Origin of the sequence: Streptomyces sp. TRM68367, from assembly GCF_014495685.1 — a bacterium.
Taxonomy (GTDB): Bacteria; Actinomycetota; Actinomycetes; order Streptomycetales; family Streptomycetaceae; genus Streptomyces.
The window spans coordinates 1-18,664 of record NZ_JACTVI010000129.1 but is presented as its reverse complement, the minus strand read 5'-3'; the positions used below and the strand labels follow the sequence as shown (position 1 = coordinate 18,664).

At 70.5% G+C, this 18,664-nt stretch carries 12 protein-coding genes and 5 pseudogenes; 5 read left to right on the top strand and 12 right to left on the bottom strand.

Annotation, left to right across the window (positions count from 1 at the left end; translation table 11 throughout):
- Positions 1–153: 153 nt before the first annotated feature.
- Complete coding sequence (locus tag H8R17_RS40805) at positions 154–801, bottom strand: bifunctional 2-polyprenyl-6-hydroxyphenol methylase/3-demethylubiquinol 3-O-methyltransferase UbiG (RefSeq protein WP_187828245.1); 648 nt, start codon at positions 799–801, stop codon at positions 154–156.
- A gap of 138 nt (positions 802–939) precedes the next feature.
- Between H8R17_RS40805 and H8R17_RS48045 the strand changes: the two genes are divergently transcribed.
- Positions 940–1,074, top strand: coding sequence for a hypothetical protein (locus H8R17_RS48045; RefSeq protein ID WP_262505900.1), 135 nt, complete (start codon positions 940–942; stop codon positions 1,072–1,074).
- Between the two features lie 49 nt (positions 1,075–1,123).
- Here H8R17_RS48045 and H8R17_RS40800 read toward each other — a convergent pair whose 3' ends face one another.
- From H8R17_RS40800 to H8R17_RS40780, 5 genes and pseudogenes are all read right to left on the bottom strand, one after another.
- Complete coding sequence (locus H8R17_RS40800) at positions 1,124–1,585, bottom strand: GNAT family N-acetyltransferase (protein WP_187828244.1); 462 nt, start codon at positions 1,583–1,585, stop codon at positions 1,124–1,126.
- Positions 1,586–1,704: 119 nt separating this feature from the next.
- Positions 1,705–1,959, bottom strand: a pseudogene (locus tag H8R17_RS40795) (hypothetical protein); the annotation flags it as partial.
- Between the two features lie 26 nt (positions 1,960–1,985).
- A complete protein-coding gene (locus H8R17_RS40790) occupies positions 1,986–3,527 on the bottom strand; it encodes a fused MFS/spermidine synthase (RefSeq protein ID WP_187828243.1) in 1,542 nt (513 codons plus the stop codon).
- A 345-nt stretch (positions 3,528–3,872) separates the two neighbouring features.
- Positions 3,873–4,853 carry an ImpB/MucB/SamB family protein gene (locus H8R17_RS40785; RefSeq protein ID WP_187828242.1) on the bottom strand — a complete coding sequence of 327 codons (981 nt, stop codon included), beginning with the start codon at positions 4,851–4,853 and terminating at the stop codon, positions 3,873–3,875.
- Positions 4,850–8,317 (bottom strand): DNA polymerase III subunit alpha, encoded by a 3,468-nt coding sequence (locus tag H8R17_RS40780; RefSeq protein ID WP_187828241.1) that lies wholly within the window; start codon positions 8,315–8,317, stop codon positions 4,850–4,852. Before H8R17_RS40780 ends, H8R17_RS40785 begins: the two co-directional genes overlap by 4 nt.
- 237 nt (positions 8,318–8,554) lie before the next feature.
- Here H8R17_RS40780 and H8R17_RS40775 point away from each other — a divergent pair.
- Together H8R17_RS40775 and H8R17_RS48040 are read left to right on the top strand one after the other, a co-directional pair.
- Positions 8,555–8,817, top strand: a pseudogene (locus tag H8R17_RS40775) (DUF3533 domain-containing protein); the annotation flags it as partial.
- Between the two features lie 107 nt (positions 8,818–8,924).
- A complete protein-coding gene (locus H8R17_RS48040; RefSeq protein ID WP_262505898.1) occupies positions 8,925–9,047 on the top strand; it encodes a hypothetical protein in 123 nt (40 codons plus the stop codon).
- Between the two features lie 97 nt (positions 9,048–9,144).
- Here H8R17_RS48040 and H8R17_RS40770 read toward each other — a convergent pair whose 3' ends face one another.
- The 4 genes and pseudogenes from H8R17_RS40770 to H8R17_RS40755 form a co-directional block, all read right to left on the bottom strand.
- Positions 9,145–10,227 carry a S1 family peptidase gene (locus tag H8R17_RS40770; RefSeq protein ID WP_187828240.1) on the bottom strand — a complete coding sequence of 361 codons (1,083 nt, stop codon included), beginning with the start codon at positions 10,225–10,227 and terminating at the stop codon, positions 9,145–9,147.
- Between the two features lie 478 nt (positions 10,228–10,705).
- Positions 10,706–11,611, bottom strand: coding sequence for a trypsin-like serine protease (locus H8R17_RS40765; protein WP_187828239.1), 906 nt, complete (start codon positions 11,609–11,611; stop codon positions 10,706–10,708).
- 206 nt (positions 11,612–11,817) lie between these two features.
- Positions 11,818–12,381 (bottom strand): annotated as a pseudogene (locus tag H8R17_RS40760) (DUF1684 domain-containing protein); the annotation flags it as partial.
- A gap of 25 nt (positions 12,382–12,406) precedes the next feature.
- Positions 12,407–13,113: pseudogene (locus H8R17_RS40755) on the bottom strand (hypothetical protein); the annotation flags it as partial.
- 311 nt (positions 13,114–13,424) lie between these two features.
- Between H8R17_RS40755 and H8R17_RS40750 the strand changes: the two are divergent.
- Positions 13,425–13,862, top strand: a complete 438-nt coding sequence (locus tag H8R17_RS40750) for a cell division protein SepF (protein ID WP_187828238.1) — start codon at positions 13,425–13,427, stop codon at positions 13,860–13,862.
- Positions 13,863–13,910: 48 nt separating this feature from the next.
- Here the strand turns inward: H8R17_RS40750 and H8R17_RS40745 are convergent.
- Together H8R17_RS40745 and H8R17_RS40740 are read right to left on the bottom strand one after the other, a co-directional pair.
- Positions 13,911–15,101, bottom strand: a pseudogene (locus H8R17_RS40745) (acyl-CoA dehydrogenase family protein).
- A 400-nt stretch (positions 15,102–15,501) separates the two neighbouring features.
- Entirely contained in the window at positions 15,502–17,106 is a 1,605-nt protein-coding gene (locus H8R17_RS40740) for an MFS transporter (RefSeq protein ID WP_187828237.1), read from the bottom strand.
- A gap of 261 nt (positions 17,107–17,367) precedes the next feature.
- Here H8R17_RS40740 and H8R17_RS40735 point away from each other — a divergent pair, with 261 nt between their 5' ends.
- A complete protein-coding gene (locus tag H8R17_RS40735; RefSeq protein ID WP_187828236.1) occupies positions 17,368–18,558 on the top strand; it encodes a hypothetical protein in 1,191 nt (396 codons plus the stop codon).
- Positions 18,559–18,664 lie beyond the last annotated feature (106 nt).

Below are 18,664 nucleotides of genomic sequence, written 5' to 3'. Positions count from 1 at the left end.
GTCCCCATGGGGAATTACGTGACCGCGGGGGTGGGGAATTACGTGACGCGGAACCCGCTCCACCTGGGGAATTTCGTGATCGCTCACACCTGGACGAGCTGGAGCGGCTGGCCCGCGACGGCGGCTTCGATGAGCTGCTCGCCTGACGGCCGGTCACCGCACCTCCGCGACCACCGCGTACCGCTCGTCGTCCACGTCCTTGCCCCACAGCAGCGCGTCGTCGGACAGCCGCTCCACGCGCGTGTGCAGGGCGAGCGGTTCGAGGAGGGCGGTGAGCAGGTCGGCGGGTATGCCGACCGGGCTGACCGTCCCCCACACGCCCTCGACCAGCACCAGCCGCCCTCCCCCACTGCTGAACGCGTGGGAGGTGCCCCCAGGCCGCAGCAGCCCGCGCCATTGCCGCAGGGCGCGGCCGGGGTCGGGCAGCGTCCACAGCACGTGCCGTACCAGCACGGCGTCGAAGCGCTGCTCGCCGACCGGAGGTGCCGCTGCGTCGCCGACGAGGAACGCCGCGTCACGTCCGGCCAGTTTCTCCCGCGCGAGCGCGACCATCGCCGGGGACAGGTCGACGCCGGTCACGCGGTGTCCCTGCTCGGCCGCGAGGAGCGACAGGCTGCCCGTGCCGCAGCCGAGGTCGAGGACGTCGCCGGCCCGCGCGGGCAGCCAGGCACGCAGCCGCTCCGCCCATGCCCGGCGCACCTCCGGGTCGCGCATTCCGTGGTCCGGCTCGTCGTCGAAGCCGGCCGCCTGCGCGTCCCAGTCCACGGACGCCTTGCTCACACGGTCGCTGTCAGGTGTCATTCGGCCAATAGTGACACGCACCACTGACAGTCGAATCGTGACAGCCGCCACTGACAGACCGGAACCGATGAGTCACCCTCCCGGGAACGGTCTACCTCCGTGAGAACGCGGGAACCCGGTGGACCCGAGGAGGCAGCCATGCGCCGCATCACCGTGCAGAAGCCCCTGAAGAAGACGGAAGCCCGCCGGCTCCGCGAGGAGGCCGACGAGCGCCCTGCGGGACGCCCGGAGGTCCGCAAGGACATCGCACGGATCTGGTGGCCGGACAGCTGACCGGAACCGGGCACCGGACCATGAGACGCGTCAGGGACCATGAGACGCGTCAGACCAGCCGCTTGCGGTAGTGGATGCGGTCGTACGGCCCCTCCGCTCGACCCTTCACGACCTGATAGCCGTACTTCGGATAGATCTTCTGGTTCTCCCACATCATCGCGTTCGTGTAGAGCCTGACCTCGGGCAGACCCAGCGCACGCGCGCGTGCGTCCACGAACGCCAGGAGCCGCCGCCCCGCCCCCTTGCCCTGGGCGTCGGGGTGGACGGCGATGACGTCGAGGAACAGATGGTCCTCTCGCGCCTCGATCACGACGAGGCCGGTCAGCCGCCCGGTCCCGGGCTCCTCGGTGACGAACACCTTGCCGGCGGCCACGTTCGCCGCGTGGTCCGCCTCCATGGGCACCGGCACCACGCCGATGCGCTCGACATAGTGCCTGAAGGCTGCGTCGGTCAGGGCCGCGACCGCCGGTACGTCGGCGGCGCCGGCCTGCCTGATCTCGTCATCGGTCATACCGGGAACGGTAGCCACCTGATGCCAGGCTGAGCACTCCCTCAAGCCGACCACAAGGATCTCCGTCACCCGCGGGGCAACCCGGTCAGCCGGGTTTCGCAGTGGTACGCCGAGGGTCCCGTCGCCCCGGGCCGAGCGTCGGCCAGCGCCATGCGGGCCGGCATCGGCCCCGGCCCCGCACCGATCAGGCAGTCGACGCCGTACAGCGCGAGGGACCGGACGCGGATCACCGAGGCCAGCTCCACCGCGTCGCGCCCGAAGTACCGTTCGGCACCGCGCAGATCGGCCCGCGCCCCGTCCGGCGGCAGCGCCTCGACGACGGGCGTGAACTCCTCCAGCAGCCCGAGCAGCCCCGGCAGGGCGGCCTCATGCATCGGAGGCAGCCGTGTTTCACGCCTGCTCAAGGTTCGTGAGGACGAGGCGGGCTGTAGGGCTGGAGGAGCTGGTCGACGGGTGCGTAGTCGTCGGTGAGCAGTTGGGCATCGCCGGTCCAGGAGGTGAGGTCGTCACCGGTGGCGATCTTCCAGCCGGTTTGCCGGGCGTCCAGCGCTTCCTGGGTCGCGCGTAGGTCGACTGCCCGGTCGGAGGCGATCACCACCAGATTGCCGCCCTGGGGGGTGGCGTTCGGGTCGAGGCCGATGTCGGTGGGTTCGCCGACGAGGGCGACGTGCTCGAAGGTCTCGCTGAGGGTGGCTACTTCGGCACGTGCGAAGGCCAGACCACCGTGATCGATGAGGTTGGCAACGTACAGGCCGTCCTCGTTGAGCACCCGCCGAATGTCGGTCATCGCTTCCACCGTAGTGAGGTGCCACGGCACGCTGACGCCCCCGAAGGCATCGCCGACGACGAGGTCACGGTTGCCGGCGTCCAGTCGCCGCAGGCCGAGCCTGCCGTCCTCGGCGCGTACGTCGATACCGGCTGCTGATCCCAGACCTAGTTGGTCGCGGTTGATGCGCAGGACCCCGCTGTCGATCTCGGACACAAGGCTGCGCGTCCCGGGCCGCGTGGCCGCGAGGTAACGGGGAAAGGTGAGCCCGCCGCCGCCCAGGTGGTGGGCAACGAGTGGCTCACCTTCGGGAAAGGCGGCATCGATCACCGACGCGATGGCGCGCACGTACTCGAACTCCAGGAAGGTCGGGTCGTCGACGTCGACGTAGGAGTGCCGCAAGCCGTCCAGAACGAGTGTGCGGCCGCTGCCCCGGTCGGGGTCTGCGACGACTCGGGCGCAGTGGTACCTGGTCTCCGTGTCGCAGCCACCGGGCGCGACCGTGGTGGCGAGGCCGCCGGCAACGACCACGAGTGTGAGGGCAGGGATGCCGCTCCACCCGCGCGTTCGCCACTCGACCAGCGCCGCGCCGACCACCAGCAGTGTTCCGAGGCCGATCAGGATGCCGCTGACCGGCAACCGCGATACGAGGACGAAGCCGGTGAAAACGGTGCCGAAGATGGCGCCGACGGTGCCGACGCCGGACAGCCGGCCGACAACCGTTCCGGTCTCGGCGAGGCTGGTGAGACGCAACTTGGTCACGATCGGCGTGACCGCGGAGAGCAGCGCGCCCGGCACGAGGATGGTCAGCGACGCGATCAACAAGAGCAACGCCGGCGCCCACTCCGCGGTGCTGCGCAGCACGGCGGGGGTGAGCGCCACGACCGCTCCCGACACCCCGAGCGCAGGGCCTATGAGCCGGCGTGGATCGACCTGGTCGGCGATGCGCCCACCAAGCCAGGAGCCGAGGGCGATCGCGGTGAGGGCGATGCCGATCACCATGGTGCTGGTCTCGAGGGTGAGGCCGAGGTAGGGAGCCAGTAGCCGCAGAGCGACGATCTCGACCACCAGGACTGCGGCCGAGGACCCGAACACAAGCACGGCAGCGGCACGGGGACCCAGGCCGTAGTTGCGAGGCGCGCCCCCGGCGACAGGCGAGGAAGGCGATCTGGTCACGGGCGACATCCTTGCATGCGACTCATCGAGGCGAGGTCAGTCGTTCCCGGTGAGACCGGCTGAGGCGACGGCGCGCTACAGCTGTGTACGGCCTGCCGGAACCCAACTCCCGGACGCCGCCCGCGGTGGCGGCTTCGGCCTCGTCGGTCTGAAGGAGCGGGTGACCGCCCTGGGCGGAGATCCGCACTGCGGTCCGTGCCCCACGAACGAACTCGTCGCACGCGGGTGCTCATAGGGGACTGCCACGGCGGGCAGAACCAGCGATGGACCGGGGCCATTCCCGGGCCGGTCTCCCGCTGTTCGGCTCAGCGGCCCGCAACAGCCCTTCCTGATCTGCGACAACGGTCAGTCAGCCAGAGCGGCTGGGCGTACGGCCTCCGGTCCGAAGCGTCGGCGGGCACGGTCGGCCGCGGCTTCGGCTGCGCGGGCGCGGGCGTCACCGGGCTCCAGAGAGAGTTGACGGTAGGCCTTGTTGGCCGGCAGTAGACCGTCAGCCCGGATCGCGTAGGCGCGGACTCTCGCCCGTTGCAGCCCGAGGCTGGCCAGCAGGCCCAGGGCAGCTTTCGCGAGGGCGGGTGAATGGTTGGTGGGTTCCGGCAGTGTGCAGGTGCGAGTGGTGGAGCTGCGGTCGGCGTATCGCACCGTGAGGGTGAGGCGGCCGGTGATCTGGCTTTCGGCGCGCAGACGCCTGCCGATCTGGTCGGCAAGCCCCAACACAGCCCGGTGATGCAGCATCGGGTCGAGACAGTCCCGTTTCAGGACGAGGTCGGCGATCAGGTGCGCTGCCGGTTCTGACGGGATGACCGGGCGGGGATCGTGGCCACGGGCACGCTCGGCCAGCAGACGGGCAGGGCCTGCGCCGAGAAGTCGCTCCAAGGTACCGGAGGGCAATTCGATGACCTGGCCAATGGTGTGCAGCCCATATCTGCTGAGCGTTTCTGCTGTGGTGCGGCCGATCCCGGGCAGCGCGGTGATCGGTCGGGGATAGAGCCAGTCGGCGACTTGCCCGGCGGGGATCCAGGTGGTGTCGCCCGGCGCGGACGCGTCGGCTGCCATGGCCGCCAGCATGCGGTTGCCCGCGAGTCCGGCGCTGCTGTCGATGCCATAGAGGGCCTTCAGCCTGAGCTTCGCCAACTGGACGAGGTCGTAGGGAGACAGGTCGAAGTATCGCAGCGCCGAGGTCAGGTCGAGCTGGACGGCGTTGGGCGGGACGGTCTGGACGTGAGGAGTTACGCCAGACATCAGTTCGATTATGTCATCGTACTGAGCCTCGGTCAGTACGGTGTGCAGATGGAGGTGGGCGATATGCCGCCGGCGTGTGGTCATCCCGCGCTCCCGGGGCTGGTGTAGCCGAACTTCTTCAGGTCGGCCGAGCGAGTGCCGGCGGGCTGGAGATCGGCATAGGGATGCAGGCGGGCGCCGGTGGTGCCGTTGGCCAGGGTGCGCTGCGGCTGAGCGGGGGTCGGCTGCGGATGGTCGGTGCCGAGCAGGGCGAGCGCGGCCTCGGGACCCTTGTCGCGGCGGGCGGCGGCGATCTCGTCCAGGTCCCAGGCCATGGTGCCGACGACGGTGCGGCGGGTGCCGCGCACCTGGACCGTGCCGCGCACCAGCAGCAGTCCGCTGTGGAAGACGGTGTGTGCGCAGGCCGGGTGGGAGTCCTCGAAGAAGGCCAGGTCGACCAGGCCGGAGCCGTCCTCCAGGGTGACGAAGATGATGCGCTTGCCGCTGGCGATCGGCGGGGTCTGAGTGGAAGCCCGCACGCCGGCGACGAGGACCTGCTGACCGGCGCTCAGGCCGGCCAGGTGGGCCGCGTCGGTCGCGCCGATCTCGCGCAGCAGCCGGTGGTGGTGTTCCATCAGGTGCTTGGAGACGTCGATGCCGAGGGTGCTCAGCTCGGCGCTCAGGGCTTCGCGTCCCGTCATCTCCGGCAAACCGCTCGGCTCCGCCCCACCGACCGCGTTCGCGTCGATGGGAAGTTGCCCCTTGCCCGCGAACCGAGTGCGGGAGGCCCGGTGGAGTTCGGCGATCTGCAGCAGCAGGTCACGGCGCGTGAGGCGGCCGTCGTGAAGACAGTTCAGGGCGCCGATCTCGGCGAGGCGTTCGGCGACGGGTCGGCTGGGACGGGCCCGCTGCCAGAAGTCCGACAGCGATCCGTACGGCTGCCCCTCCTCGATCCGCGCACCCTCCTCCTCGCTGATGCCGTGCACCTCGGAGAGGGCAAGACGTACGCCCCACTGTTCTCCGTGCTGTTCTCCGTCGGCCTTCTCCACGGTGTGCTTCACCTTGGAGCGGTTGATGTCGACGGGCAGGACGGGGACACCACGCCGGCGGGCGTCGGAGACCAGGACCCGTTTGGGCCACATACCGGGGTCGTGTTCGAGCAGGCCGGCCAGCAGGAACGCCGGGTAGTGCGCCTTGAGCCAGGCGCTCTGCAGGGCAGGTACGGCGAACGCGACCGCGTGGGCCCGGCAGAAGCCGTACGCGCCGAAGGCCTCGACGGTCTTCCAGACCTCGTCCCGGACGGCCGCGCTGTAGCCACGCGCGCGTGCCTGGCGGTGGAACCAGTCCTTGATCCCGGGCAGCCGGTTCCTGTCGCCGAGCGCGCGCCGGGCGACCTCGGCCAAGGCGCGGTCGCAGCCGGTCATCACCGAGAAGGTCTCGATGATCTGCTCGTGCCAGATGGTCACGCCGTAGGTGTCGGCGAGCACCGGTTCCAAATCGGGATGGGCGTACGACGGTGTGCCGCCATGACGGGCGGCGATGTACCGCTCGGGCATGCCCCCGGCGACCGGACCGGGACGGAAGAGACTGATGTCGGCGATGACGTCCTGGGGGTCGCGCGGCTGCAGCCGGGACAGCAGGTCCTGCTGGCCGGGCGACTCCAGCTGGAACAGGCCCAGGGTCTGGCTCTCCTGGATGAGCTTGAACGCGAAGACGTCGTCGAGCGGCACCTGTTGTGGGTCGTCCAGGTCGATGTGGTTGCCGGTGGTCCGTTCGATCTCGGTGACGGCGTGGGCCATCGCGGACTGCATGCGGACACCCAGGACGTCGAGTTTGATGTTGCCCAGGTCCTCGATCTCCTCCTTCGCCGCCATGGCCATGGGGTAGTCGCCCTGCGGGGTGGGCTGCACCGGCAGCCGGTCCAGAAGGGTCGCGTCGCTGATGACCACGCCGCAGGGGTGCATGGCCATGCCGTGAACCAGGGAGTCGAGGCCTTCGGCGAGCTCCCACAGCGGTCCGTACCGGTGCGCCTCGGCGGCCAGTTGCCGCAGTTCGGGCAGTTCGGCGAGCGCGCCGGTGATGTCGGCGGCTCGCAGGTGCGGGAAGCTCTTGGCGATCCGGTCGACGTCCGCGGGCGCGATACCGAGGGCGAGTCCGGTGTCCCGCAGGGCGCGGCGGGCGCGGTAGGTCTCGGGCATCGCGGTGACCGCGACCCGTTCCTTGCCGAACCGGTCGAAGATCGTGTCGTAGCACTCGAGCCGCCGGGCGGATTCCACGTCGATGTCGATGTCGGGCAGCGACCTGCGGCGCACGCTCAGGAAGCGTTCGAACAGCAGGCGGTGGTCGAGTGGGTTGGCCGTGGTGATGTCCAGCGCGTGGCAGACCATCGACCCCGCACCCGAGCCGCGGGCCGCGACTCTGATGCCCTTGGCCCGGATGTCGGCCACGACCTGGCCGACGGCGAGGAAGTACGAGTCGTAGTCCAGTTTGGTGATCACGTCGAGTTCTTCGTTCAGCCGGTCGAGCGCCATCCGGTCGCGGTCGAGGCCCCGTCGGGCCATGCCGGCCTCGCACCGCCGGCGCAGCAGCTGCGCGGCTCCGCCCGCTGCGGGCTCGGCGCCGAAGAGCGAAGGTTCCGGGAAGTGTGGCGTGCCCAGCCCGAGGTCCGCTTCGGGGTCGACGGTGCACGCGGCCGCCGTAGCGGCGGTGTCCGCCATCAGGCGGCGTGCCCGCCGGACGTCCGCTCCGGCGCACTCGGCGACCAGCTGTGCGATGACCGTCATCGCCCTCTCGTCCTTGAGCCAGCGCTGCCCACTGTCCAGGTGGCGCCTGTCGATCGGCCGCAGCAGTCGCGCGGCGTCCAGGACGTCGGCGAGACGGTGCTGGTCCGGGTCGGCGTAGCGGACGGCGTTGGAGAGCACCGCAGTGGTGCGGGTGCGGTCGGCCAGCGCCAGCGTCCGGGCAGCCAGCCGAAGCGACCCAGGTCCGGTGCCAAAACGTTTCTGCGCAACAACCTCCAGCCGGAGCCCACTGCCGAAGACCTCCCGCCACGGCGCCAGCAGCTTCACCGCGACGTCCTCCCTGCCCACCGCCAGGGCCCGGACCGGCTCCGAGAGCGGTCCGAGCAACACGATCAGCCCTGGGCCGCCGTACGCGCGCAGCGCCTCCCACGGCACCACCACCGGGGCCGCGCCGGACGCGGTACCCGCGTGGGCGGCCGACGTGATGCGGCACAGCCGCGCCCACCCTTCCCGGTTCTGCGCGAGCAGCACGATCCGCAGCGGCGACTCGACGACGTACGCGCCACCGCGCGCCGGAGTGCGGCGCCGCCGGACGGGCGGCGGAGGCGCAAGGGCCTCCACCGCGAGGTCGACACCGAAGATCGGCCGGATCCGGGGTCCGGCGCACGCCTGCGCGAACCGAACGACGCCGGTGACCGTGTCCCGGTCGGTGAGCGCGAGGGCGGGCATACTCCGCTCGGCCGCCCGCCGGACGAGATGCTCGGGGTGGGCGGCGCCATAGCGAGCGGAGTAACCGGACGCGACGTGCAGATGGGCGAAGCCCGCCATGCCGCACCTCCATCACTCCACCCCTTTTCAGCCATACACCCGATATGTCCATCGTACTCTCGTTCGATTACCCTAGCCCCATCAACCCCGGCCGACGACCATATTCGAACACACAAACGATTTCTTGGCGAGGCGGGCAGCAGCCGGAAACAGACACCCGCCGCCACCTCCCCACCCGGCCGGAGCAGTTGAGGAAAACACCCAATGGCGTGCGTCTCGGATCGGCCGCGTCAGTCGGGACTGTCGGCGTTCTGCGGAGCCATCGCGCCTGCTCCCGCAGCCGGTGGGCGGTGTCGCGCCGGAAGCCCGCGGCCTCAAATCCTGGCGATCAGCACCGGCGCCCGCCCCGCCAGCCCGCGCCGCGCGGCGATCCGGCTCGCCGCCATGGCACTCGTGTCGGTCGTCGGCGCCCTCGGCGGCGCGGTCATCGTCGGCCCGATCCTGGGCGCCCTGCCCGGCAGCGTGGCGGCCTTCTGGGCCTCGGCGCCCTGATCACCTTCGGGGCGTAGGCGCAGGGCTTCCGCTGCTGGGGGCCCGACCGCACCACACCGTCGCCGTCCGCCTCGAAGCCGGCACTGAGCCGCCGGAGGTAGTCCTGAGCACCGAAATGCGGGTCAGCATCAACCAGTTCGACCTGGCTGAGGGTCGCAAGGGGCGCTTCCGCATCGAGGCGACCGACAAGGTCCGGTGGATCGCCGACATCCAAGTCCCCGACCCACAGGGCACATGACGCACGCCCCCCGGCTGAGCGCCTTGCTCGGGCGGCTGCCGAGCGCAACGAAAGTCCCGCCCCAACGGGGCGGGACTTCCGCAACAACTGGCGAAGATCAGCCGATCTCGGTACCCGTGGCCGACAGCGCCTCCGTCACCGGCTGGAAGAAGGTCTCCCCACCGGAGGTGCAGTCACCGCTGCCACCGGAGGTGAGGCCGATGGCCTTGTCGCCCGAGAAGAGCGAGCCGCCACTGTCACCGGGCTCGGCGCAGACGTCGGTCTGGACCAGGCCGTTGACGATGTCACCGTTGCCGTAGTTCACGGTGGCGTCCAGACCGGTGACCGTACCGTCGTGCACCTGGGTCGTCGAACCGCTGCGGGTCACCTTCATGCCGACGGTGGCCTCGGCCGCGCCCGTGATCTGCTGCGCGGAGCCGTTGTAGAGGTTCACCTCGCTCGGGTGGTCCACCTGGGCGGTGTACTTGACCAGACCGTAGTCGTTGTCGGGGAAGCTGGAGACCTCGTTGGTGCCGATCTCGTTGCCGCTGGAGTCCGACCAGGTGGAGATGGACTCGGTGCAGTGCCCGGCGGTCAGGAAGTACGGCTCCCCGCCCTTGACCACGTTGAAGCCGAGCGAGCAGCGCCCGCTGCCGTCGGTGATGGCGTCACCGCCGGCGATGAACGGCTTGAACTCACCCTTGGTGCGCTGCAGTTCGGCCTTGGCGCCGAGCCCGTCGACGACCTTGGTCAGCTTGGCCCATTCGGCCTTGGAGACCGTACGGTCGGCGGTGACGACGACCTTGTTGGTCGTGGGGTCGGTCACCCAGGAGGTGCCCGGGATGCTCGCGTCCTGCTTGAGCGTCGTACGGGCGACCTTCAGCTCGGCGAGGGTGTTCGCGACGACTCTGGCCTTGGCTCCCGCCTTCTCGACGGTCTGCGCGGCGGCCTTGTCGACCACGTTCACCACGAGGCTCTTGGCCTTCGCGTCGTAGTACGTACCCGCCGCGTCGGCGCCGAGGTCCTTGGCGAGGGTGGAGGCGAGCTTTCCGGCCGCCGTGACCGACAGGGTCTCGGGCGCAGCGGACTTCGCGGGCTCGCTGGCGTTCGCAGCCTGGAAGGTGACTCCCGCGGCGACCAGTGCGGCGATGCCCGCACCTGCCACGGCGGCACGCCGCTTGGGTATGCGTCGGTGCTTCAACTCACGTCCTCCTGTGGGGGGGTCGGCCCGGGAGGTTGTGGGGACCTCACGAACCGGAAGGCGTACGGAACCGAGGGCGGCACACAACAAATACGCCGCCTGCGGGCCCGGTTGAACGTCGCCCACTATTCCGAGGACCACAGGGGGCACACAAGGTTGAGTTCCGGACGCGCGTAGAGCAGGGGCAATGCGCTCCCCATTTTGACCGTCCACGGTCAAATCGGACGGATTTACTCAGCAAACCTTACGAGCGAGTAAGTTCCCTGCGTTCTGCGAGGTCTGGCCCTGGCTTGATTTCGACGTTTCGGGATCCGATTCCAAGCCGGGTACGGGAGGAAGGAGTTGCTCCGCCACCGACTGCGCCGACCACGAGGTCACTGCCGCTACAAGGGCGAGCCCCCGCACGACGGTTGCGTGCGGGGGCCTGTGTGCTGCCGGCTGCGAGTCGGTCAAGCCGTAACGGAGGTGCTGCGTCCGGTCAGTAGACGCTGACGCCGTAGGCGCGCAGGGCCTCGGTGACCGGCTGGAAGAAGGTTGTACCGCCGGTCCGGCAGTTGCCGCTGCCGCCGGAGGTCAGACCGTACGCGGTGCCGTTGCTGCCGTAGAGCGAGCCGCCGGAGTCACCGGGCTCGGCGCACACGTTGGTCTGGATCAGACCGCCGACGATGTCGCCGCCGCCGTAGTTGACGGTGGCGTTGAGGGCGGTGACCCGGCCGCTGTGGGTGCCGGTGGTGGAGCCGTCGCGGATGACGTGGGTGCCGACGCTCGGCGTGGCCGCGCGGGTGATGTCGACGCCGTTCGCGGTGCCGGGCCTGCTGACGGACCCGGAGTAGCGCACGATGCCGTAGTCGTTGCCCGGGAAGCTGGAGGCGGCGGTCGAGCCGATGACCGAGGTGCGGCCGGAGTTGGAGTACCAGGTGCCCGCGCCGTCGGTGCAGTGCCCGGCGGTCAGGAAGTACTGGGCACCGCTGCTGCTGCGGACGTTGAAGCCGAGGGAGCAGCGCCAACTGCTCGCGTAGATGGCGTCGCCGCCCTGGATCAGCTTGGTGAACTTGCCGGGGGTGCGCTTGATGGTGAGCGCGTCGGCGTTGACCCCGGCCTGCTGCTTGATCTTCGCTATCTCGGCCTGGGAGACCGTGCTGTCGACGGTCACCACGAGCCGGTCGCTCTTGCTGTCGACGGCCCAGGCGGTGCCCGGGATGTCGGCCTTGAGCACCGAGGCTCCGGCGCTCTTGAGTTCGGAGGCGCTGAACGTGCTGGGGGTGTCGGCCGCGTTCGCGCTGGGGATCGCGATCGCGGCGGCGGCCGCGAAGCCGGTGGTTACGGCGATCAGCCGGGTCCGTCTCGCAATACCGCTGCGGGGGGTGGTGCGCTTGATCCTCACTTTGCGTTCCTCCACATGGGAAGTCGGGGGCCCTCGTGGGGTGTGGGCCCGTGAGGCGCAGCCAGGGAACCGGTCATCCGGAATCCGAAAACGCCGTGCCCCTGACAAGCGCTGGACGGAATATTCGGCCGAACGGCCGGTCGGCGCAAGAGTGCCTTTCGGCCGTCGACCTTGAAACGAACCTTGTAAGGCGGGTTGACGGCGCTTCAGATCCGGTTACCGGACCAGGTTCCGCTCCCCCCGCATCGACCGCGACCCAGCGCATTCCCCGGCGGCGGGAATGGGCAGACGTAGTGGTCGGCGAATGCGCATGGCGGCAGCAGCGCGCGGTTGAAGTCGACCGTAGTACGGCCGTCGGCATCCAGTGCGGCGGGCTGCAGGAACCGGAAGCGGCAACTGCTGTTCCCGCTGGTGGCGTCGGCGAACACGGCCCACGGCGAGCCGTCGCCCTGGACCGTCACCTGAAGCGTCAGCTCCTGCCCGGCCGGCGCGAAGGCCGGCTCCCCGCCGAGACCGAGCGCGCGCTTCCGCCCGTCCGCGTTCGGCACGCGTACGGTGCGGTCGGCGCCGTACGGTGTGCGGCGGCCCGGCACCGACCAGCGCGGATCGTACGGGGTGGCCGCGATGCCGCGGAACGTACGGCGCGCCGCGGAGTCCGGGTCGAAGTCACGGACGCCCCACACGCCCTCGCGGACCAGCACCACCAACCGCCGCTCGCCGCAGGACACCCGGGCCAGGCTCACCGGCCCCGGATCGGCCGCGAGCCGCACCAGCGCCCGGGATGTCCGGAAGTCGCCCGTCCGGAAAGCCTGCGCCCGGACCGGACGGACCGCCGGGCGGCGCGCAGGGCCCGGCGACCGTGCGCGCAGGCGGCCGCACCGAAGGCGCGGTGCACGGAGTTGGGCAGCTCGTGCACCAGCAGCCGGTGCGCCAGCCGCCCATCCGTGAACTCGACCTCCCGCAAGCGCGAGCCGTATCCCGGTTGTACGGCGTCGTCGGCCAGCCGCCGGGCCTCGGTGAGGGAGGTCCCGGTGGCGGATGAGGGCCCCCGCTCGAGCGAGGCCGAGCGTGGGGGAGGGTTCCAGGCGCCCGACGCGGCGTCAGCTTCCCTGTGCTCCAAGGCGTCCAGGAGATGCGGGCGCCCGGCGCACCCCAGTTCGCGGCCACCCGGCGTGCGGCGAGCGCAACCGGCCGGCGGGCCAGCAGCCCGCTCCCTCCCCCTCGCCCTGCGCGACGGACGCGGTGCGCATCCCGCGCACCGGGCACGGTCCGGCCGTACGCCGCCACGCGTCCGCCCGCTCGGCCTGAGCCTCCGTCAGGACGGGCACCGACGGGTATGAGCAGCACCATCCATTCCCGGCCCGCCGCCCCGTGATAGCCCGTCACGATCCGCGCGAACTGTCCGTGGTCCCCGCGCAACGCGAGGCACAGTCCAGCGCAGATGCGCCAGCCACTGGCTCGCAAGCCCCCGCACCGAGCCGGTGACGGCGAGGCCTGACGATTCCTAACGCGGCACTCCTCCGTGGTTCGTACGGCGTTGAGCCGCCGCATCGTATTGGCCGCTTGTATGCCCACGGCGTTCACCCATACGCCCCGCCCATCACTCGTACGCCGAGAAGAATCATATTTCACTCACAGTCAGCAGTTGTGTACCGCAAGACCCTTGGGAAACACGGCCTCTCGACGTATTCGCTGTGCACCAGTACCGTCACAAACCCCCCGCGCGGCGTCTATCCACTTGGCGCGCCATCCGCATCATGGACGACCATAGGGGTGCGGAAAGCAAGAAAGACCGCTGTGAGAGGAGGCGTCCATGGGATCGGTACGCAAGGCAAGTGCCTGGCTTGGCCTCGTCGACGACAACGAAGACGAGCGTTACTACGACGACGACTACTCCGACGGGGCCGAGCCCGGGGATGCCTGGGTCACCGATCCGCGGGTCAAGGTGGCCTCGGACGTCGCCGAGGAGAAGGGCCGCCGCATCGGCACGGTGACGCCGGACAGCTTCCGGGACGCGCGCGCCATCGGCGAGCTGTTCCGCGAGGGGGTTCCGGTCATCATGAACCTCACGGCCATGGAGCCCGGCGACGCCAAGCGGGTCGTCGACTTCGCGGCCGGGCTGATCTTCGGCCTGCGCGGGTCCATCGACCGGGTGTCCAACCGCGTGTTCCTGCTCACCCCCGCCGACACGGAGATCATCAGCGGCGAGCCGGCCGCGCACCGCACGGACGGCTTCTTCAACCAGAGCTGAGGCAGGGCCGCTCACCGGCCCCGCCTGTGCTCTTCATTGAGCCGGCGGTCACCGGAACGCGTCGAGTCCGGTGAGCGCCTTGCCCAGCACGAGCTGGTGCATCTCGACGGTGCCCTCGTAGGTGAGTACCGATTCGAGGTTGGTCGCGTGCCGCATCACTGGGTATTCGAGCGAGATTCCGTTGGCCCCGAGGATGGTCCGGGCCGTACGACAGATCGCGATCGCCTCTCGTACGTTGTTGAGCTTGCCGAAGCTGACCTGCTCGGGACGCAGGCGGCCGGCGTCCATGCGCCGCCCCAGGTGATGGGCGAGCAGAATTCCCTTGTGCAGTTCGAGCGCCATGTCGGCGAGTTTGGCCTGGGTGAGCTGGAAGCCACCGATCGGCCGGCCGAACTGCTCCCGTGACTTGGCGTATGTGAGGGCGGCCTCGAAGCACGAACGGGCCGCGCCCATGGCGCCCCAGACGATCCCGAACCGGGCATGGGAGAGACAGCTGAGCGGCCCCTTGAGCCCGACGACCTCGGGAAGTGCCGCATCGGCGGGCAGCCGTACGTCATCGAGGACGAGTTCGCTGGTGACGGAGGCGCGCAGGGACAGCTTGTGCTTGATGTCCGGCGCGGAGAACCCGGATGTGTCCGTGGGTACGACGAACCCGCGAATCCCGACATCGGTCTGCGCCCATACGACGGCGACGCCGGCGACGGAGCCGTTGGTGATCCACATCTTCCGCCCGTTGAGGACCCAGTCTCCGCCGTCGCGCTTGGCGTAGGTCCGCATGGAGGCGGGGTCGGAGCCGTGATCGGGCTCGGTGAGCCCGAAGCACCCGATGACATCGCCCGCGGCCATGCGGGGCAGCCACTACTGCTTCTGTCCCTCGCTCCCGAACCGATGAATGGCGTACATGGCGAGGGAGCCCTGCACGGACACGAGAGACCGAATCCCGGAGTCGGCGGCTTCGAGCTCCAGACAGGCGAGCCCGTACTGCACAGCACTGGCTCCCGCGCACCCGTACCCGCTGAGCGACATCCCCAGCGCGCCGATGCCGCCCAGTTCCCGCGCGAGGTCCCTGATCCCGGGCAGCTCGCCCGTCTCGTACCACTCGGCGACGTACGGCAGGACACGGTCCGCTGCCCAGTTCCGCACGGTGTCCCGGATGGCCAGGTCCTCCGGTTCGAGCAGGTCATCGATGCCGAGCGGATCGGCGGGATCGAAGGGAGGCAACTTCGCGGACGCGGACATGGACCCTCCGGGACTCTTAAAACTAGCGCTGCTAACCACCGACGTTACGACCCAGCATGCCGCCCGTCCACCCCAGGATCGCCGGTGGGGGTGGGGCGCCGTCGGCGGTAGCGGGTGGGTGGGGGCGGGGCGGGTGACTGCGGACGCGTGCGGGAGATCCGTCCACGACGGCGGGCAGTGGAAGTTGAGCTCACGACTGCTGGTGGGAGGGGATGGACCCCGGTCATGTCCCCGGGTGGTGTAGCCGCGATCACGGCGAAGGTGCAGGCCAGGCACCCAGCCGGTCGGCGCCGCTGACCGCTTGACGATCTCCCCGCAAGCCGCCGACGGTGGTCCGCCCCCACGGGCGGCGTTCGCCTCTCGGACGACTGGAAACGGGTGGTGCGTGGGTGGGAGAGGATCACACCGAGACACGGGACTCTGCCGCGTCCCTCGGTGCAGGTACCTCCACCCCCGCACTCCCGCCACAAGCCATCACCCGCGGCAACCGCAACGCCATCCCCGCCCCCAACAGCAACAACCCCGCACTGACCAGCAACGTCACATGCAGCCCGTGCACAAACGCATCCCGCGCCGCATGACGAAGCGCAACCCCAGCCGGCCCACCCAGCTGCGCAGCCACCTCGTACGCCTCCCCCAGCGAATGCCCCGCCGCGGAAGACGCCGCCGCGGGCACACCAGGCACCCCGTGCAGGCCGGGCGCGTACGCCGCGTTCATGACGCTGCCCAGCAACGCGATCCCGATCCCCGCCCCCAACTGGTACGACGTCTCCCCGATCGCCGCCGCCCCACCCGCCTGCTCCGGCGGCGCCTCGCTCAGCATCGACTCGTACGCCCCGAACAAAGTCGTCTCCAGGCCGAAGCCCAGGAGGACGAACCCGGACAGCATGAGCGCGCAGTTGTCCGAGCGGCCCAGCGCCGTCAGCAGCAGCACCGACACCGTCGTGAGGCAGAACCCGAAGCACACCATCCGGCGCGGGCCGAAGCGTCGCAGCATCCGCGCCCCGGCCAAGCCGGCGGCCATCGCCGCGAACGTCAGCGGCACCAGCCTCAGTCCCGTCTCCAGCGGGGACAGCCCAAGGACCAGCTGCAGATACTGCGCCGCGATCAGCTCAAGACCCACCAACGCGAGCATCGCCAGCACGATGCACCCCACGGCCGTACCGAACGCCGCCCGCCCGACCATCCGCAGATCCACCAGCGGATGCGCCCGCCGCCGCTGCCGCCGGACGAACGCGACCAGCAACCCCGCACCCACGACCAGCGGCACCACGGTGAACGCACTGCCCACCCCCTCCCCGCCCCCGAGCCGCTTCACGCCCAGCACGACCCCGAACAGCCCGGCCGCCGCCATCAGCGCACCGCCCACGTCCCAGGGCCCCTTGCCGTCACCCCGCGACTCGGGCAGCAGCAGCCACCCCACCGGCAGACTGACCAGCATCAGCGGGATGTTGACGAGGAAGACCGACCCCCACCAGAAGTGCTCCAGCAGGAAGCCGCCGAGCAGTGGGCCGACCGCTGCGCCCACCGCGGCCACCGCACTCCAGATCCCGATCGCCAGCGCCCGCTCGCGCCGGTCGGGAAAGACCTGCCGCAGGATCGACAGCGTCGCCGGCATGATCATCGCGCCGCCGACACCGAGCACCATGCGCGCCACGATCAGCACCGTCGGATCATGCGCGAGCGCCGCCATACCGGAGGCGATGCCGAAGAGGCCGTACCCGAGCAGCAGGACCCGCCTGCGGCCCACCCGGTCGCCCAGCGTGCCGAACAGGATCAGCAGCGAGGCGCAGACCAGCGGATAGGCGTCGACGATCCAGAGCAGCTCGATGGCGCCGGGCCTGAGGTCCTCGGTGACGGCGGGGATCGCCACGTGCAGCACGGTGGCGTCGACGGCGACGAGCAGCAGGCTGGCGCAGAGGACGACCAGGACCACCCAGCGGTTGGCACCGGCCCCGGCCGCCCGACGGCGCAGCGCAGCGGCGGCCGTGGTCGTCCCGGACATGTACGTACCTCCCAGATGTTCCTCGCGTACGGCGGGCCACGGGGTGGGGACTTCCCCCGCGTCTCGGCCGGAGAGGAGCGGGGTCTCCGGCCCGCGCAAACGGAACGCGAGTGACATGTCAGCGTACGCGAGTCCGTGTCGCGGTCACGTGGCGGACCTCTCACGGTTGCGCCGGGACGCGTGTGGCGTGCGCCACACCCTCGCCCTCCGACCACGCCCCGGCCGCTCGGCCGGTTCCCCCGGCCGTCAATAATCGGGCCCGTGACCGATCTTGAAACGCGCGCGGCGCCGGCCCGCGCCGGGGCCCTGCGCCGGGGCGGCCCGGCGCTCCTCGGCTATGCCGCCGTACGCGCCCTGGGCCTGATCGCCCTGGCCCTGTGGAGCGCCGCGCACGACAAGAGCGCGTACACGCTGCTGACCGCGCGCTGGGACGCGCTCTGGTACACCAGGGTCGCCGAACTGGGCTACGGCTACGAGGTGCGCATGCCCAACGGGGACGTGCACTCCAACCTGGCGTTCTTCCCGCTGCTGCCCTGGCTGGAGCGGCTGGCGGCGGCGGTGAGCCGGCTGTCGTACGCCGACGGTGGCTTCGTCGTCAGCCTGTTCGCGTCGCTCGCCGCGGCGTGGGGGATCTTCGCGGTGGCGGACCGTGTGTACGGCCGTCGCGCGGGGGTGTGCGCCGTACTGCTGTGGGCCGTCCTGCCCGTCGGGATCGTGCAGTCGATGGCGTACAGCGAGTCGCTGTTCACCGCACTCGCCGCCTGGTCCCTGTACGCGGTGCTGACCGGCCGCTGGGTGACGGCGGGCACTCTGGCGCTGCTGGCGGGCCTGACCCGCCCGGTGGGACTCGCCGTCGTGGCGGCGGTGTGGACGGCGGCCATCGCCTCGTTCGTGCGGGACCGCGACACGACGGCGCCGCACGGCATGCACGAGGAGGCACACGCCCCCGGCGGCGCCGCCCGGCGCGTGCTCGGCATGCTGCTCGCGCCCCTCGGTGCCGCCGGGTACGTCCTGTGGGTCGGCCACCGTACCGGCAAGGGCCCGCTGGGCTACCTGGACGTCCAGGCCGGCTGGCGCAACGGCTTCGACGGCGGCTACGCCTTCGCCCGCTTCGTCGCCGAAAAGTTCACGTCGTTTCCGTCGGCCCTGGCGGGGGCCGGGCTGGTCCTGGGCGTCGCCCTGGTGGTCTGGCTGTATGTCGTCTGCGTACGGCAGGGCCAGCCGCTGCCGCTCCTGGTGTACGCGGGCGTCGTCACCGCCCTCGCCCTGTGCGCGTCGAGCTACTTCGGCTCGAAACCGCGCCTGCTGCTGCCCGCCTTCCCGCTGCTGCTGCCGCTCGCCCGCGCCCTGGCACGGCTGCGTACCCGCAGGTCAGCGCTGGTCGTGGGGTCCGTCGCCGCGCTGTCGGCGGTGTACGGCGCGTTCTGGCTGAACGGCTCCGGTCCACCGTGATCCCGGGCGTGCCCACGATGAGCCTCACGAATTCACGGCACCAGGAGCTTCAGTGACAGCCAGTCACTTCATGGAGGAAGGGTGCTTCCGACCTGCGATGATTCAG